The organism is Streptomyces sp. CA-249302 (genome assembly GCF_050936785.1).
Lineage (GTDB): Bacteria > Actinomycetota > Actinomycetes > Streptomycetales > Streptomycetaceae > Streptomyces.
Genome location: NZ_JBNJMG010000001.1, coordinates 6,665,117 through 6,680,846 on the forward strand (window position 1 = coordinate 6,665,117; position 15,730 = coordinate 6,680,846).

13 protein-coding genes and 1 pseudogene are annotated in these 15,730 nt (G+C 71.1%); 6 read left to right on the forward strand and 8 right to left on the reverse strand.

All coding sequences use genetic code 11. The features are described 5' to 3' along the window. Positions 1-71 precede the first annotated feature (71 nt). A complete protein-coding gene (locus ACQEWB_RS30135; protein WP_432836435.1) occupies positions 72-815 on the forward strand; it encodes a SigE family RNA polymerase sigma factor in 744 nt (247 codons plus the stop codon). 347 nt (positions 816-1,162) lie between these two features. Here the strand turns inward: ACQEWB_RS30135 and ACQEWB_RS30140 are convergent, their stop codons facing one another. Further along, positions 1,163-1,798: a uridine kinase family protein gene (locus tag ACQEWB_RS30140; protein WP_432836437.1), complete on the reverse strand. Its 636-nt coding sequence runs from the start codon at positions 1,796-1,798 to the stop codon at positions 1,163-1,165. A 138-nt stretch (positions 1,799-1,936) separates the two neighbouring features. Here ACQEWB_RS30140 and ACQEWB_RS30145 point away from each other — a divergent pair, with 138 nt between their 5' ends. After that, the gene (locus ACQEWB_RS30145; RefSeq protein WP_432836439.1) at positions 1,937-2,341 is read left to right on the forward strand and encodes a hypothetical protein; all 405 of its coding nucleotides are present in this window, start codon (positions 1,937-1,939) and stop codon (positions 2,339-2,341) included. A 71-nt stretch (positions 2,342-2,412) separates the two neighbouring features. Here ACQEWB_RS30145 and ACQEWB_RS30150 read toward each other — a convergent pair whose 3' ends face one another. The 3 genes from ACQEWB_RS30150 to deoC are packed head-to-tail and all read right to left on the reverse strand — an operon-like array spanning position 2,413 to position 5,688. Then, positions 2,413-3,300 carry an aldehyde dehydrogenase family protein gene (locus tag ACQEWB_RS30150; protein WP_432836441.1) on the reverse strand — a complete coding sequence of 296 codons (888 nt, stop codon included), beginning with the start codon at positions 3,298-3,300 and terminating at the stop codon, positions 2,413-2,415. Then, positions 3,293-4,729, reverse strand: coding sequence for an aldehyde dehydrogenase family protein (locus tag ACQEWB_RS30155; RefSeq protein ID WP_432836443.1), 1,437 nt, complete (start codon positions 4,727-4,729; stop codon positions 3,293-3,295). The genes ACQEWB_RS30150 and ACQEWB_RS30155 overlap by 8 nt, the downstream gene beginning before the upstream one ends. Before the next feature lie 5 nt (positions 4,730-4,734). After that, positions 4,735-5,688: a deoxyribose-phosphate aldolase gene (deoC, locus tag ACQEWB_RS30160; RefSeq protein WP_432844087.1), complete on the reverse strand. Its 954-nt coding sequence runs from the start codon at positions 5,686-5,688 to the stop codon at positions 4,735-4,737. A 203-nt stretch (positions 5,689-5,891) separates the two neighbouring features. Here deoC and ACQEWB_RS30165 point away from each other — a divergent pair, with 203 nt between their 5' ends. Both ACQEWB_RS30165 and ACQEWB_RS30170 read left to right on the forward strand, forming a co-directional pair. Next, entirely contained in the window at positions 5,892-6,518 is a 627-nt protein-coding gene (locus ACQEWB_RS30165) for a PH domain-containing protein (RefSeq protein WP_432836445.1), read from the forward strand. A gap of 139 nt (positions 6,519-6,657) precedes the next feature. Continuing rightward, on the forward strand, positions 6,658-8,307 hold the full coding sequence (locus ACQEWB_RS30170) for a hypothetical protein (RefSeq protein ID WP_432836447.1): 1,650 nt from the start codon (positions 6,658-6,660) through the stop codon (positions 8,305-8,307). Here the strand turns inward: ACQEWB_RS30170 and ACQEWB_RS30175 are convergent, their stop codons facing one another. The 4 genes from ACQEWB_RS30175 to ACQEWB_RS30190 all read right to left on the reverse strand — a co-directional run bounded on the left by ACQEWB_RS30175 (position 8,308) and on the right by ACQEWB_RS30190 (position 13,035). Continuing rightward, a complete protein-coding gene (locus tag ACQEWB_RS30175; protein WP_432836449.1) occupies positions 8,308-9,489 on the reverse strand; it encodes a hypothetical protein in 1,182 nt (393 codons plus the stop codon). A gap of 148 nt (positions 9,490-9,637) precedes the next feature. Then, positions 9,638-11,269 carry a phospho-sugar mutase gene (locus tag ACQEWB_RS30180; RefSeq protein WP_432836451.1) on the reverse strand — a complete coding sequence of 544 codons (1,632 nt, stop codon included), beginning with the start codon at positions 11,267-11,269 and terminating at the stop codon, positions 9,638-9,640. Positions 11,270-11,615: 346 nt separating this feature from the next. Beyond that, positions 11,616-12,440, reverse strand: a complete 825-nt coding sequence (locus ACQEWB_RS30185; RefSeq protein WP_432836453.1) for a purine-nucleoside phosphorylase — start codon at positions 12,438-12,440, stop codon at positions 11,616-11,618. Positions 12,441-12,597: 157 nt separating this feature from the next. After that, the gene (locus tag ACQEWB_RS30190; protein WP_432836455.1) at positions 12,598-13,035 is read right to left on the reverse strand and encodes a gamma-glutamylcyclotransferase; all 438 of its coding nucleotides are present in this window, start codon (positions 13,033-13,035) and stop codon (positions 12,598-12,600) included. A 108-nt stretch (positions 13,036-13,143) separates the two neighbouring features. On the opposite strand from ACQEWB_RS30190, the pseudogene ACQEWB_RS30195 reads away from it, so the two are divergent. Both ACQEWB_RS30195 and ACQEWB_RS30200 read left to right on the forward strand, forming a co-directional pair. Next, positions 13,144-14,591: pseudogene (locus ACQEWB_RS30195) on the forward strand (NAD(P)H-quinone dehydrogenase). 166 nt (positions 14,592-14,757) lie between these two features. Next, on the forward strand, positions 14,758-15,726 hold the full coding sequence (locus ACQEWB_RS30200) for a DeoR/GlpR family DNA-binding transcription regulator (protein WP_432836457.1): 969 nt from the start codon (positions 14,758-14,760) through the stop codon (positions 15,724-15,726). Positions 15,727-15,730: the final 4 nt, after the last annotated feature.

Here is a 15,730-nt window from a genome sequence, read left to right on the forward strand (position 1 = left end):
CTTTTCGGCACGGGCAAGGAAGCACCGCCCGGAAAGACCGAACACCGGAAGTCCACGACGGGGGGCGCGAGATGAACACGCTGCACGGCAACAGCAACAGCGCAGTGATCACGCGTCTGCACGACGTGAACGGGGGCCGGGGTTCAAAGGAGTCCGGCGCCGTGAGCGGGCGGGGGTGCGCTCGCGGCGCCGGGCGTCAGCACACCGCGTACATGACGGTGGTTGACGGTTTCACGGGGGAACCGCACGGGGGAAGCGCGTACAGGGAGGACACGGGGGAGCGTCGTTCGCTGTCGGAGGCGGAGTTCACCGCCTACGTCCAGGAGCGCCGCGCCTCCCTGTACGCAACCGCCTACCACCTCACCGGTGACCGTTTCGAGGCCGAGGACCTGCTCCAGAGTGCGCTGTTCTCGACGTACAAGGCCTGGGACCGGATCAGCGACAAGGCCGCGGTCGGGGGCTACCTCCGCCGCACCATGACGAACCTTCACATCAGCGCGTGGCGCCGCCGCAAGCTGAACGAATACCCGACCGAGGAACTGCCGGAGACGCCCGGCGACACGGACGCGATGCGCGGCACGGAACTGCGCGCGGTCTTGTGGCAGGCGCTCGCCCGGCTTCCCGAACTCCAGCGCACGATGCTGGTCCTTCGCTACTACGAGGGCCGCACCGACCCGGAGATCGCGGAGATCCTCGACATCAGTGTCGGCACGGTGAAGTCCAGCATCTGGCGGTCGCTCCGCCGGCTGCGCGAGGACGAGGTCCTCAGCTTCGGCCGTGACGAGGAGGACGCCTTCGGGGAGCTCGTCGCCTGAGGGTCGGGGGGAAGCAAGTAGCAAGTAGCAAGTAACGGGGGAAGCAGGAAAACGGGGGAGCACGCCCGAGGGGGACCGCGGGGGTCACGGGGGACCAACGGGGGAAGTACCACGGGGAAAACGGGGGAACGACGGGGGAGCACGGGGGAACGGGGGAGAGCGGGACTGGAGGGCCGGGGGGTCCATCCAGTCCCGCTTTTCGTTGTGCGCGCTCAGCGGACGTGCACGGTCGCCAACATCGCCTCGCCGGGCGCCGTCGGCCGGCCCGGAGGGCAGTCGGCATCGGCGTCCTTTCCGTCAACAGGTCCTTGGGCCTACGACGGAGAAGGCGCCGCGCGCGTTCGGGCTCAGTTCGCCGGAGTCGTCGCCGGGCGGCGGCCCACCGCTGCCGCGGCCAGGCGGCTCAGGGCCTCGTCGCGGTCGCAGGCGTGGGCGCCCAGTGCGGTCTGGCGGGCGACGATCGAGCGTTCCAGGCGCATCAGGCGCCAGCCGCGGCGGAGCAGGAACGGGATCGACTTGCGGCCTTCCTTCAGGTCGCGGAGGAAGCGGCGGCGGAACGTGCGCACCGGGCCGCGGCTCAGGCACAGGGCATCGGCGAGCAGTCCCAGTTCCCGGCAGCGGTCGACTATCTCGGCCGCGAAGATGCCCTCCGCGATGAAGAGCGGCGTCCGGCCGATGTCGACCGTGTCCTCGCCGGTGCGGGCCGAGAGCGAGATGTCGTAGACGGGGATCTTCGTACGGCCCGTGCGGCACAGCTCGGCGATCGCGGTGACGGCGACGTCCGTGTCCCAGGAGTCCGGGTGGTCCCAGTCGATGTCGGAGCTCCCCGCCACCAGCGGCAGCGTCGGATCGTCGGCCTCCTTGTAGAAGTCGTCGAGACGCAGCACGGGGAGGCCGGAGCGGGCGGCGACGAGGGACTTGCCCGAGCCCGAGGGGCCGCAGAGCAGCACGACGCGGGCGGAGGAGGGGAGATGGATGCTCACGGGACACCAGTTTGACGTATTCCGTCCGCCCTGCCGACCCCGCGGGTCGTCTTTGGAGCGTGCGTCACACCTCAACTACCCTACGTGTCGACCTGATTACCCTGTGCACGAGAAACGCAGCAGAAGGTGGCACCAACAATGGCACGACACACGTCCTCCCCGAACCCGACCGCCCAGCGCGCCCTGGTCGCCCTCGCGACGGCAGGCGTGGCGCTCGGCGCGGGTGCCGCGACGGCCTCCGCGGACACCGAGCCCGTCCTGGACGTGATGCGGACCCGGCCCACCTCCCTCGGCAACATCGACCCGCAGGCCGGCCTCCAGGCCCTCACCGGCACCGTCGGCTACGTCACCGGCCCGGTCACCGGCCTCAAGCCCAACCCCCTCGCCGGCACCGGCGTAGACCCCCTCGACAACGGCGTCGCCACCCAGCTCGCCGACTTCCAGCCCCTCGCCTCCCAGGCCCTGACCGCCCCGGTGGCCCAAGCCCAGTCGATCGGCGCCATCCCGGTACTGGGGCAGGCGGCGAGCCTCCTCAACCACTGAGCCCCCCCACCCACGAAAGAGAGCCGCGCCTCCCCCGGACGGAGGGGAGGCGCGGCTCGGTTTGTGGGGGCTCAGTACGACGAGCCCGACGCGCCCAGTGATCCCGTCGGGTGCCAGACCGTCTTCGTCTCCAGGAACGCCGTCATGCGGTCGGTTCCCGGGGTCGCGGACCAGTCGTCCACAGGCTGTGGACGGAGGACGCGCTTCAGGTTGTCGGCCGCCGCGATCTCCAGTTCCTTCGCCAGTACGTCGTTCGCGCCCGCGAGGTCGATCGCGTTGACGTCCTGGTGGGAGGCCAGGGGGGTGGCGATCTCCGCCGTGCGGCCCGAGAGGACGTTGACCACGCCGCCGGGGACGTCGGAGGTGGCGAGGACCTCGCCCAGGGACAGGGCCGGGAGCGGGGACTTCTCGCTCGCGATCACGATCGCCGTGTTGCCGGTCGCGATCACCGGGGCGAGGACCGAGACCAGGCCGAGGAACGACGACTCCTGCGGGGCCAGGACCACGACCACGCCCGTCGGTTCCGGGGAGGAGAGGTTGAAGTACGGGCCGGCGACCGGGTTTCCGCCGCCGACCACCTGGGCGATCTTGTCGGTCCAGCCGGCGTACCAGACCCAGCGGTCGATGGTCGCGTCGACCTGGTCGGCCGCCTTGGCCTTCGACAGCCCCTCCGCGTCGGCCACTTCGCGCACGAACTGCGCCTTGCGGCCCTCCAGCATCTCCGCGACCCGGTACAGGATCTGCCCGCGGTTGTAGGCGGTGGCCCCCGCCCAGCCGCCGAACGCCTTGCGCGCGGCGACGACCGCGTCCCGGGCGTCCTTGCGGCTCGACTGCGGTGCGTTGGCCAGCCAGTTGCCCTTCGAGTCGCTCACCTCGTACACCCGGCCGCTCTCGGAACGCGGGAACTTCCCGCCGACGTACAGCTTGTAGGTCTTGAAGACAGACAGTCGGTCAGACATCGAGGTACGCCTCCAGGCCGTGGCGGCCGCCCTCGCGGCCGAAGCCCGACTCCTTGTAGCCGCCGAAGGGCGACGTCGGGTCGAACTTGTTGAACGTGTTGGACCAGACGACGCCCGCCCGCAGCTTGTTCGCCACGGCGAGGATCCGCGACCCCTTCTCGGTCCAGATGCCCGCCGAGAGGCCGTACTGGGTGTTGTTGGCCTTGGCGACCGCCTCGTCCGGCGTGCGGAAGGTCAGCACCGACAGGACCGGGCCGAAGATCTCGTCGCGGGCGATGGTGTGCGCCTGGGTGACGTTCGTGAACAGCGTCGGGGCGAACCAGTAGCCGGCGGAGGGGAGTTCGCAGGCCGGCGACCAGCGCTCGGCGCCCTCCGCCTCGCCCCGCTCGACCAGCGAGGTGATCCGGGTGAGCTGCTCCTCGGAGTTGATCGCGCCGATGTCCGTGTTCTTGTCCAGCGGGTCGCCGAGGCGGAGCGTGGAGAGCCTGCGCTTGAGGGAGTCGAGGAGCTCGTCCTGGATCGACTCCTGGACCAGCAGGCGGGAGCCCGCGCAGCAGACCTGGCCCTGGTTGAAGAAGATGCCGGTGACGATCCCCTCCACCGCCTGGTCGATCGGGGCGTCGTCGAAGACGATGTTGGCGCCCTTGCCGCCCAGTTCGAGGGTGAGCTTCTTGCGGGTGCCGGCGACCGTCTTCGCGATCTCCTTGCCGACGGCGGTGGAGCCGGTGAAGGCGACCTTGTTGACGTCCGGGTGCGCGACGAGCGCGGCGCCCGTGTCGCCGTATCCCGGAAGGATGTTGACGACACCCTTGGGCAGGCCGGCCTGGCGGCAGACGTCCGCGAAGAAGAGGGCCGAGAGGGGCGTGGTCTCCGCCGGCTTCAGCACGACCGTGTTGCCGGTGGCGAGCGCCGGGGCGATCTTCCAGGCCAGCATCAGGAGCGGGAAGTTCCAGGGGATGACCTGGCCGGCCACGCCGAGCGGGCGCGGGTTCGCGCCGTAGCCGGCGTGCTCCAGCTTGTCGGCCCAGCCCGCGTAGTAGAAGAAGTGCGCGGCCACGAGGGGCAGGTCGGCGTCCCTCGTCTCCTTGATCGGCTTGCCGTTGTCCAGGGTCTCCAGGACGGCGAGTTCGCGCGAGCGCTCCTGGATGATGCGGGCGATGCGGAACAGGTACTTGGCGCGCTCGGAGCCCGGCAGCGCGGACCACTTCTCGAAGGCCTTGCGGGCGGCCTTCACCGCGCGGTCGACGTCCGCCTCGCCGGCCTGGGCGATCTCGGAGAGGACCTCCTCGGTGGAGGGGGAGACCGTCTTGAAGACCTTGCCGTCCGCCGCGTCCACGAACTCGCCGTCGATGAACAGGCCGTAGGAGGGCGCGATGTCGACGACGGAGCGGGACTCGGGGGCGGGCGCGTAATCGAATACCGATGCCATGGTGATCAGTCCACCGTCACGTAGTCGGGGCCGGAGTAGCGGCCGGTGGCCAGCTTCTGACGCTGCATCAGCAGGTCGTTCAGGAGCGAGGAGGCGCCGAAGCGGAACCAGTGGTTGTCCAGCCAGTCCTCGCCGGCGGTCTCGTTGACCAGAACCAGGAACTTGATCGCGTCTTTGGACGTCCTGATGCCGCCGGCCGGCTTCACGCCGACCTGGACCCCGGTCTGGGCGCGGAAGTCCCGCACGGCCTCCAGCATCAGGAGGGTGTTCGCGGGGGTCGCGTTCACCGCCACCTTGCCGGTGGACGTCTTGATGAAGTCGGCGCCGGCCAGCATGCCGAGCCAGCTCGCGCGCCGGATGTTGTCGTACGTCGACAGCTCGCCGGTCTCGAAGATGACCTTGAGCCGGGCCGAGGCCGCGCAGGCCTCCTTCACGGCGACGATCTCCTCGTAGACCTTCAGGTAGTTCCCCGCGAGGAAGGCCCCGCGGTCGATGACCATGTCGATCTCGTCGGCGCCCGCGGCGACGGCGTCCCGCACGTCGGCCAGCTTCACCGGGAGGGCCGCGCGGCCCGCCGGGAAGGCGGTGGCGACGGAGGCGACCTTCACCGTCGAACCGGCGACGGCCTCCTTGGCGGTGGCCACCATGTCGGGGTAGACGCAGACGGCCGCGGTCGCCGGGGTCGTCCGGTCGGTCGGATCGGGGCGGACCGCCTTGGCGCCGAGCGCCCGGACCTTGCCCGGGGTGTCCGCGCCTTCCAGCGTCGTCAGGTCGACCATCGAGATCGCGAGGTCGATGGCGTACGCCTTGGCGGTCGTCTTGATGGAACGCGTCCCGAGCGAGGCGGCACGCGCCTCCAGTCCGACCGCGTCGACGCCGGGCAGCCCGTGAAGGAAACGGCGCAGCGTACTGCCGGACGCGGTGACGTCGGCGAGTGCGTGGGGTGCAGTGGTGGGCATGGTCACCAGACGAGCATATCTACGCGCGTAGCGGCTGTACAGCCCGGAACCTTGTCTTCAGCGGACGGCTCTTCTCGACGCAGGCGCAGGTGAGGCTCGTAAGGGGCGCGGGGAACTGCGCGATCAACCACAGACGACCCGTACTCGCACACGCACACCGCCCCCGCGGCGATTGGGCGAACCTCTAAGGCAGAATCGCCGGCATGACGACCCAGCAAAGCGACCGCACGTACCGATCAAGCGCAGGCATCGTCGGCGGCGTCCTCCTGCTGGCCATCGCCGCCTGGCTGGGCATCGACGCGCTCGTCACCGGAAACGGCCGGACCCCCTGGCTGGCCCTCGCCGGTCTCATCCTCGCCGTCCCCCTGATCGTCGCCTTCACGATCCGCCCCGCCGTCTACACGAACGACGACCGCCTCCGCATCCGTAACCCCTTCCGGGTGATCGTCCTCCCGTGGGCCGAGATCGCCACCCTGCGCTCGGCCTACTCGAACGAGGTCGTCGTCAGGTCCGGCACCAAGTACCAGCTGTGGGCCCTCCCCGTCTCCCTGCGCGCCCGCAAGAAGGCGGCCCGACGCGCGACCCGGCGCGCGGCGGACGCAAGCGGCCAGGGACGCGGAATCGGTGGCTTCGGCGCCGCCCGGCACCTCCCCGAAGGCGCCGACCGCGCCGAGTCCGACCGGGCCATGGACGACCTGCGCGAGCTCCTGGAGGCCCGCGGCGAGAAGGAGAGCGCCCAGGGCGAGATCACCGTCCGCTGGGCGTACGAGATCGCCGGACCGGCGCTCGCCGGTGCCGTACTGCTGGCGATCCTCCTGGCCGTCGGCTGACGGGACCCGCCGCTCACCTGGAACTTCACAGCTTCCTTGGGCATGCTCGGCGTCCACACCTCGGCCACGACGGCCGCCCCCCACCCGGACGGAACCGAGGACCGCTGCCACCTCCGTGGTCCCGACCGGCTGGGAAACGATGAGCACGACTCCCCGGCGGCCCTCCCGGCTGCCCGCCTCCGCGCTGCCCGAGGGCTGTCTCCCCTGGGACAGCACGCAGACGCTCCGCTGGACGCGGGCGCTCGCACCCCGCTGGGTCCCGGTACGGGTGCGCCTGCGCCTCGTCCTCGCGCTCGGCGCCCTCGCCGTGATCGGCGGCTGCGCGCTGGCCGTCGGCGGGACGGCCCCCGTCGTCGCCGCGGTCATCGGCCTCCAGCTGCTGTGGCTGCTGGTGCGGCCCGAGGTCGTACGGCTCACCGCCGCGCTGCAGATCGTCCTGGTCGTCTGGCTGCCGCCGGAGCCGGCCTGGCTGCTGGAGCCCGCCGGGGTCCTGGTGGCGGTCGTCTTCGGCTGGGCGGCCCACCTGCGGCTGCGGGCCCGTGCGGGCCAGCGGGACGCGGCGCTGGCGGCGGCCGGGGGCGTCACGGCCGTACTGCCGGACGCGAAGCGGCCGTTGGGACGTGGGAAACTGTTCGGCTGGCTCGGGCCGGTGCTGTGCGCGTTGGGTGGGGCGCTGGCCGCCGTGGCTCCCTACGCCGACGCCGTCGACGACCGCCGTGCCGGGGTGGCGGCGGGGCTCTCCCTCGTCGGGGTCGGCCTCACGACGCTGCTCTCCGGCCTCCTCGGGCGTCGTAGGGCTGCGGCGCTGCGGGCGGCGCCGGCGCCCGTGCTGCGGGTACTGGTGCGGGAGGGGCGGTCCGGGAGCCACGAGGTGTTCGCGTCAGACGACCTGGGGGCGCTGCGGCCGCTGTTCACCGTCACGGTGACGGAGGTGGACGAGGCCGATGCCGGGGACCTGGACGACGAGGAGATCGAGGAGCTCGCCGACCGGTTGGCGTCCGACGAGCCGGGGTCGCTGCGCGAGGCCGTCCTGTACGGCGCCCCCCACGACGGCGCCGAGGTACTGATCGTCAGCGCCGCCCGGAAGGCCGGCGAGCCGCCCGTCGTGGAACGGTCGATCGGGCCCGTACGGCCCGTCCCGGAGGGGCTTGTACGGCTTGAGCTCCGGAAGGAGAAGCAGTCGGCGAAGCTCGCAGCCGTGTACGAGGAGCTGACCGGGGCGGCCGAACGGGCCGTCGCCGGTGATCCGTACCGGCTGGGCGGCAAGGGGGTACGGCGGTGGCGGGCCGGGTGGCCCGACTGGGTGACCGCGGCCGGGGCCTCGGGGTGGGCCGTGCACTTCTCGTTCTGGGGCGAGGACGGGGCGTTCCGGTACGTCCTCGGCGGGGCCATGGGGGTCGTGGCCGTGCTGATGCTGCCCAAGTGGATCGTCTGGCGCATCACCGCCGACGCCGAGGGGCTGTGGTTCAACGGGTTCCGGCGCGCCCAGCACATCGCCTGGGACCACATACGGGTCGTCGAGTGCGGGAGCAGCGTGCTGAAGATCGACAGCCGCCGGGCCTCCTTCGACGAGTGGTCGGTGGTCGGCTTCCGGTGGCCGTGGCTGGAGCGGAGGTGGGGCCGGATCCACCGCTACGAGCGGGCGGCCGCCGAGATCACCGCGATGTGGCGGGACCCTTCGCTACGGCCGCTCGGCACGGCCGGTGAGCGGGAGCGGCGGCGGTTGCTGTGGCCGGTGGGGGTGCTGGTCGCGGTGGTGTGGGTGGCGGGGCTGGTGCTGCTGCCGTAGTCACGGCGCGCTCGGCCACACCATGACCATGCTGCCGCCGCAGTACGCCGAGCCGAGTACGGCCGCGATGAGGAACAGCGTGCGGTATCTGCGGGAGGCCCGGGTCAGGTGCAGGGCCACGGGGAGGAGGAGCGGGAAGCCGGGGAGGAGGAAGCGGGCTCGGGGGAAGTAGACGCCGCCGCTGCCCAGGACGATCAGCAGCAGGACGCCGGTAAAGACGAGGAGGGGGAGGGGCTGGCGGTCCCAGACGGAGAGGGCGTACAGGACGGTCGAGACGATCAGGGTGATCGTCACCAGGACCAGGAAGAGGTGGGGGCGGGGGTCCACGCCCAGGGTCACCTTGATGCGGCGCACTGTCTCCGCGCCGCCGTCCAACTCGTTGCGCCACAGGCGTTGTACGGCGAAGTAGCCGTCCCAGCGGTGCAGGCGGAGGCCGACCCAGCCGACGTAGCCGCACCAGCCGAGGGGAGCGAGGGCGGCGGCCGCGAGGAGGCGGGGGGTCCGAGTCCGGTGGTCTTTGGGATGGCGGCGGGCCGTGAGCAGGGCCCAGGTCGTGACCGCGGCTGCCGCTGCGATGCCCGTCGGGCGGGTGAGGCCGGCGAAGGTCGCGAGGGTCGCGGCGGTGACGGGGCGGTCGATGAGTACGGCGTACAGCGTCCAGGCGGCGAAGGCCGTGAACAGGGACTCGGTGTAGCCCATCCACTGCACCAGGCCCACGGGGAGCGCCGCCCAGAGGGTGGTGAGGAGGACGCCCACGCGGCGGCCGTGCAGGTGGTCGCCGACCGCGAAGACGCCCCATGCGGCCAGGAACGACGCCACGACCGCGATCGCCAGGCCGGTGGAGGCCCTGGTGCCGGGGGTGAGGACCGCCAGCGCCTTCACGAGGTACGGGTAGAGCGGGAAGAACGCCAGGTTGTTGGCGTTGTGGGCGGTGCCGAGGGTGTGTGCGTAGCCGTGGTCGGCGATGCCCAGGTACCAGTCGGCGTCCCACTGGATCGCCAGGGTGGGCCAGACGCCGTGGTGGCGGTGGTGGGCCCAGAGGGTGAGGACGAGGAGGCCGGTGAGGCGTACGGCCAGGTAGGCGAGGAGGGCGGGGGCCGCGTGGCGGAGGTGGTGGTGCAGGCGGCGTTTGCCTGGGGAGCTTGTGGCCGGGGGATTCGGCCTGAGCGCGGTCGTCGCCACGGCGGGGGCTCCAGGAATCGGCGGTGCGGTTGCCTTCCACCGTTTCCCGGGTGCCCCGCCGGGGCGTGCAGCTTGGGTCAACAGGCCTGGGTGAATCACCCGATGGGGTGCCCCGCGTCCGGCGGAACGGGGGCGCCCCGACTCGGTGTCAGATGCCCGCCGCGGTCGACAGGTCTCGCTTGATTGCGGAGAGCAGGTTGTTCGCGGTGGTGTGGGCTGCGGGGAGGTCGTCGTGGGTCGGTACCGGGACGACGACCTCCAGGTAGCACTTCAGCTTCGGCTCCGTGCCGCTCGGGCGGACGATCACTCGGGCGCCGTCGAGGGTGTAGCGGAGGCCGTCCGTGGGCGGGAGCTTGTCGGTGCCCCGGGTGAGGTCCTCCGCCTTGGTGACGGGGAGGCCGCCGAGGTGGGTGGGCTGGTGCTCGCGGAGCCGGTCCATCGCCCGGGCGATGATCGACAAGTCCTCTACGCGGACCGAGAGTTGGTCCGTGGCGTGCAGGCCGTGTTCTACGGCCAGGTCGTCGAGGAGGTCGAGGAGAGTGCGATTCTCCGATTTGAGGGTGGAGGCCAGTTCGGTGATCAGGAGGGCCGCGGTGATGCCGTCCTTGTCGCGGACGCCGTCGGGGTCCACGCAGTAGCCGAGCGCCTCCTCGTAGCCGTAGCGCAGGCCCTCCACGCGGGCGATCCACTTGAAGCCGGTGAGGGTCTCCTCGTAGGGGAGGTTCGCCTTTTCCGCGATACGGCCGAGGAGGGAGGAGGAGACGATCGACTCCGCGAACGTTCCCCGGGCGCCTCGGCCGACCAGGTGTGCGGCGAGGAGGGCGCCCACCTCGTCGCCGCGGAGCATGCGCCAGTTGCCGTTCTCCTTGACGGCCACGGCGCAGCGGTCCGCGTCGGGGTCGTTGGCGATGATCAGGTCCGGGTCGGTCTCGCGGGCCTGCGCGAAGGCCAGGTCCATGGCGCCGGGTTCTTCCGGGTTGGGGAAGGCGACCGTGGGGAAGTCCGGGTCGGGGTCGGCCTGTTCGGCGACCAGCACGGGGGTGGGGAAGCCGGCCCTTGCGAAGGCGGCGAGCAGGACGTCCTTGCCCACGCCGTGCATCGCGGTGTACACCGTGCGGGCTGTGCGGGGGGAGTCGGGGGCGAGTACGGCGTCCGTGCGGGTGAGGTACGCGTCGAGGACGGCGTTGTCGAGGGTTTCCCAGCCGGTGTCGGGGCGGGGGACGTCGTGGAGGGAGGCGATGGCTTGGATTCGGGTCGCGATCTCCGCGTCGGAGGGCGGCACGATCTGGGAGCCGTCGCCGAGGTAGACCTTGTAGCCGTTGTCGCGGGGTGGGTTGTGGCTGGCGGTGACCTCTACGCCGGCCACCGCGCCGAGGTGCCTTATGGCGTACGCGAGGACGGGGGTGGGGAGGGGGTGGGGGAGTACGGCGGCTCGGAGGCCGGCGCCGGTCATGACGGCCGCGGTGTCGCGGGCGAAGTCGGCGGACTTGTGGCGGGCGTCGTAGCCGATGACGACGAGGCCGCCGGTCTGGCCCTTGGCGTTGAGGTACGCGGCTAGGCCGGCCGCGGCGCGGATGACGACTGTGCGGTTCATGCGCATGGGGCCGGCGCCGAGTTCGCCTCGGAGGCCCGCGGTGCCGAACTGGAGGGTGCCGCTGAAGCGGTCCGCGAGCTCGGTGACGTCGCCGGCCTCGATGAGCTTGGCGAGTTCGTCGCGGGTTTCCGCGTCGGGATCCTCGGCCAGCCAGGTCTTGGCGCGGGCGATGAGATCGTCGTGCACGGTCGGTCTCCAGTCGGTCGGGTCGTCTCGGGTGGGTGGCGGGATGCCTGCGGCGCCTGTGCGGGTTCGGTGGGGGCTCGTGTAGCGCCTGCGGTTCGGTGGGGGGTCGGGGCCGGGGCGGGGGTGTCCGTCCTCGGAACGGCGCGGAATCGGTTGCTTGGATGGGGGACGGTGTTGACGCGCCAACCGCTGCGGGCGGACACCCCCGCCCCGTCCCCTTACGGCCGACGGCGGCTGCTCATGCGCCCCTTCGGGGGCGCTCCCAGGGGCGCGGGGAACTGCGCGACCAGCCCCTACGGACCCGCAGCCGCTGTGCGACCGGACCTGGCACCCCCTCCCGCGACGATCAGAGCCTGCCCAGTACCTGCGCCAGCAGGGAACCCATCTGCGTCGCCGAGTCACGACCCGCTTGCAGAACCTCCTCGTGGTTCAGCGGCTCTCCGGTCATGCCGGCCGCGAGGTTCGTCACGAGGGAGATACCCAGGACCTCGGCGCCCGCCTCGCGCGCGGCGATCGCTTCGAGGACCGTCGACATGCCCACCAGGTCCGCGCCGATCACGCGGGCCATGCGGATCTCGGCCGGCGTCTCGTAGTGCGGGCCGGGGAACTGGGCGTACACGCCCTCTTCGAGGGTGGGGTCGATCTCCTTGCACAGGGCGCGCAGGCGAGGGGAGTAGAGGTCGGTGAGGTCGACGAAGTTCGCGCCGATGATGGGGGAGGCGGCGGTGAGATTGATGTGGTCGCTGATCAGGACCGGCTGGCCGGGGCGCATGCCCTCGCGGAGGCCGCCGCAGCCGTTGGTGAGGACGATCGTCTTGCAACCGGCCGCGACGGCGGTGCGGACGCCGTGGGAGACGGCTGCCACGCCGCGGCCCTCGTAGTAGTGGGTGCGGCCCAGGAAGACGAGGGCGCGCTTCTCGCCGATGCTGTACGAGCGGATCTTGCCGCCGTGCCCTTCCACCGCCGGCGGCGGGAAGCCGGGCAGCTCGGTGACCTGGAACTCGGCCTCGGGTGCGCCGAGGGCGTCGACGGCCGGTGCCCAGCCGGAGCCCATCACGAGGGCGACGTCGTGGGTCTCGGCGCCGGTCAGTTCGCGCAGGCGCGAGGCGGCGGCGTCGGCGGCGGCGTGGGGGTCGCCCTGGATGTCGTCCGGAAGAAGAGATGCGTTCACGCGGTCGAGGGTAGCCGGTCAGGGCCTACGCGCGTAGATGACAGAGCTAACGGGATGTCGATCGTTGTCTTGTCGTTTCCAACGAAGGTCGGGACGGAAGGGGATCTATGTGCTTACTGTGGGCTGGCTGTGGGGCCGGGTGTGGGGGTGGGTGGCGTCAGCAGGGGCGCTTTCGTAGCTCCATCACGTAGTCGTGGGGGGCTCCTGCGGACTCGGCCGCGTCGGCGATCTCGCCCAGATAGCGGGCCGACGGGAGACCGCCCTCGTAGCCGTCCAGGACGTACGTCCACGCCGACTCCTCGCCCTCCAGGGTGTGTACGCGAACCCGCATCCGGCGGTAGACGCCCAGGCCCACGCCCTCCCAGCGGTCCATCGACTCCTCGTCGAGCGGGGCGATGTCGTACAGCGCGACGAAGACCTGGGAGAGCGGGTCCTCGACGATCGTCGCCAGCGCGCCCTCCCAGCCCATGTGCTCGCCGCCGAACGTCAGCCGCCAGCCGTTCAGCCAGCCCGTGGCACGCATCGGCGAGTGGGGGGCGCGGCGGGTCATCAGCCGCGCGTCGAGGTTGCCGGCGTACGCGGTGTAGAGCGACATGGGGTCGAGGGTACGGCAGCGGGAACAGGGGGCTCACAGGGATCAGGCGCCCCTTGCCAACCCATTGCCCCGGCCCCGGGGCGGTAGCACCTTGAAGCGTGCGGGACAATGGGGTACGTGACTCGGATCGTGATCATCGGTGGCGGACCCGGCGGATACGAGGCGGCCCTGGTGGCCGCCCAGCTCGGCGCGGAGGTGACCGTCGTCGACTGCGACGGTCTGGGCGGAGCGTCGGTGCTGACCGACTGCGTGCCGTCGAAGACCCTTATCGCTACGGCTGAGGTCATGACGACCTTTGATTCGTCCTATGAGGAGTTGGGGATCATCGTCGCCGATGACACCCCGCCCCTGGAGCAGGCCGCGAGGGTGGTGGGGGTCGACCTGGGGAAGGTCAACCGGCGTGTGAAGCGGCTTGCGCTTGCCCAGTCGCATGACATCACCGCGTCGGTGACTCGTGCGGGTGCTCGTGTCATGCGCGGGCGCGGGCGACTCGAAGGCATGCAGGGGCTGGACGGGTCCCGGAAGGTTGTCGTCAGTGCTGCGGACGGGAGCGAGGAGACGCTCACCGCCGATGCCGTGCTCATCGCCACCGGGGGCACCCTCGGGAGGTGCCTGACGCTCAGCCGGATGGTGAGCGGATTCTGAACTGGACCCAGGTGTACGACCTGACCGAGTTGCCCGAAGAGCTGATCGTGGTCGGGTCCGGTGTCACCGGTGCCGAGTTCGCGGGTGCCTATCAGGCGCTCGGGTCGAAGGTCACGCTGGTTTCGTCCCGGGATCGGGTGCTGCCGGGGGAGGACCCGGACGCGGCTGCGGTTCTTGAGGATGTCTTCCGGCGCAGGGGAATGAACGTCATGGCTCGGTCCCGGGCCGCCGCTGCCAAGCGGGTCGGCGACCGGGTCGAGGTCACGCTGTCCGACGGGCGGGTCATCAGCGGGTCGCACTGTCTGATGGCCGTCGGTGCCATTCCCAACAGCGCCGGGATGGGGCTGGAGGAGGCCGGGGTGCGGCTGAGGGAGTCCGGGCATATCTGGACCGACAAGGTCAGCAGGACCACGGCTCCGGGTGTCTATGCGGCCGGTGACGTGACGGGTGTCTTCGCTCTGGCCTCGGTCGCCGCCATGCAGGGGCGTATCGCCATGTACCACTTCCTCGGTGATGCCGTGGCTCCGCTGAACCTGAAGACCGTGTCGTCGAATGTGTTCACCGATCCTGAGATCGCCACGGTCGGATACACGCAGGCCGACGTGGACGCCGGCAAGATCGATGCCCGTGTGGTGAAGCTGCCCTTGCTGCGTAATCCGCGGGCCAAGATGCAGGGCATCCGGGACGGGTTCGTGAAGCTCTTCTGCCGGCCGGGGACGGGGATCGTGGTGGGTGGCGTGGTTGTCTCGCCGCGCGCCTCGGAACTGATCCATCCGATCTCGATCGCCGTCGACAACAATCTGACGGTCGAACAGATCGCGAACGCGTTCACCGTGTATCCGTCCCTTTCGGGGTCGATCGCGGAGGTCGCCCGGCAGTTGCACACCCGTAAGTCGGGCGGGGACGCCTGACGGCCGAAAGCGATTCCTCGCTGGTCACGGGGAGTTGTCGAGCATGCGTACGGCATAGGCGGGGCGAGTAGGCCCTATACCACTTCCCGTCCTTGTGTGCGAACAACTTCGTTTATTCGGCGCATACTGCTGAAAGCAGACGGTCGTTGGGGTTACTGTCAGTTTCGTGTTCGCTGCAGAACGTCGCCAATTGATCCTCGAAATGGTGCGAGCCAATGGGGCCGTGTCGCTCCGTGAGCTCGCCCGCGTCGTCCAGACCTCCGAAGTGACCGTACGGCGGGACGTGCGCGCACTGGAGGCAGAAGGACTCCTCGACCGCCGGCACGGCGGTGCGGTACTGCCGGGCGGGTTCACGCGGGAGTCCGGCTTTCCGCAGAAGTCACATCTCGCGACCGCCGAGAAGACGGCCATCGCCGACCTCGCCGCGGGCTTCGTCGAAGAGGGCGAGGCCATCGTGGTCGGGGCGGGGACCACGACGCAGGAGCTGGCCCGCCGGCTCGCGCGGGTGCCCGGGCTGACCGTCGTCACCAACTCCCTGCTGGTGGCCCAGGCGTTGGCCCATGCCAACCGGGTCGAAGTCGTGATGACCGGCGGGACCCTGCGTGGCTCCAACTACGCGCTGGTGGGCAGTGGGGCCGAGCAGTCCCTACAGGGATTGCGGGTGTCCCGGGCCTTTCTGTCCGGGAGCGGGCTCACCGCCGAGCGCGGGCTGTCCACGTCCAACATGCTGTCGGCTTCCGTCGATCGGGCGCTGGTGCAGGCTGCGGCGGAGGTCGTCGTGCTCGCCGATCACACCAAGCTCGGGACGGACACCATGTTCCAGACCGTGCCCACCGACGTGATCACGCGGCTGGTGACCGACGAGCCGCCGGCCCACGACGACCGCGCGGCCACCGAGCTCCAGGCGCTCGCCGACCAGGGTGTGCAGATCGCCGTCGCCGGAGGGTCGGGGGGCTCGGGTGCGGGCGCTGATTCCGTCCCCCCGCGTCAACCGCGCCGGGACGTGGCTCTGCCGGGGCCTCGACGCGGACAGGTTCCCGGGGCGGGACCGGGGCTGCGCGCCGCGACGGTGCTCGGTGAGACCCCGCAGGCCGCCGAGCGGGCGGCGCGCGTCGCCGACCTGCGGCGGCGTTAGGGCG